The sequence below is a fragment of the Litoribacter ruber genome, from assembly GCF_018500185.1.
Taxonomy (GTDB): domain Bacteria; phylum Bacteroidota; class Bacteroidia; order Cytophagales; family Cyclobacteriaceae; genus Litoribacter; species Litoribacter ruber.
The window spans coordinates 1-450 of sequence record NZ_JAHBGI010000057.1 but is presented as its reverse complement, the minus strand read 5'-3'; the positions used below and the strand labels follow the sequence as shown (position 1 = coordinate 450).

The following is a 450-nucleotide window of genomic DNA, read 5'->3' as shown; positions in this document are numbered from 1 at the left end:
ATGAGAGTGGCGCACGGGTGCGTAACGCGTATGCAACCTACCTTTTACAGGGGGATAGCTTCCGGAAACGGAAATTAATACCCCATGGCAACATGGAGCCGCATGGTTTTATGTTTAAAGTCTCCGGGCGGTAAAAGATGGGCATGCGTAGGATTAGTTAGTTGGCGGGGTAACGGCCCACCAAGACTGCGATCCTTAGGGGTTCTGAGAGGAAGGTCCCCCACACTGGCACTGAGATACGGGCCAGACTCCTACGGGAGGCAGCAGTAGGGAATATTGGGCAATGGGCGGGAGCCTGACCCAGCCATGCCGCGTGCAGGAAGACGGCGTTCTGCGTTGTAAACTGCTTTTATACGGGAAGAAAAAGCCACTGCGGTGGAAATTGCCGGTACCGTATGAATAAGCACCGGCTAACTCCGTGCCAGCAGCCGCGGTAATACGGAGGGTGCA

1 rRNA gene is annotated in these 450 nt (G+C 55.3%); it reads left to right on the top strand.

The features are described from left to right. Nucleotides 1-450: ribosomal RNA gene (locus tag KIH41_RS18060) — 16S ribosomal RNA — on the top strand; the annotation flags it as partial.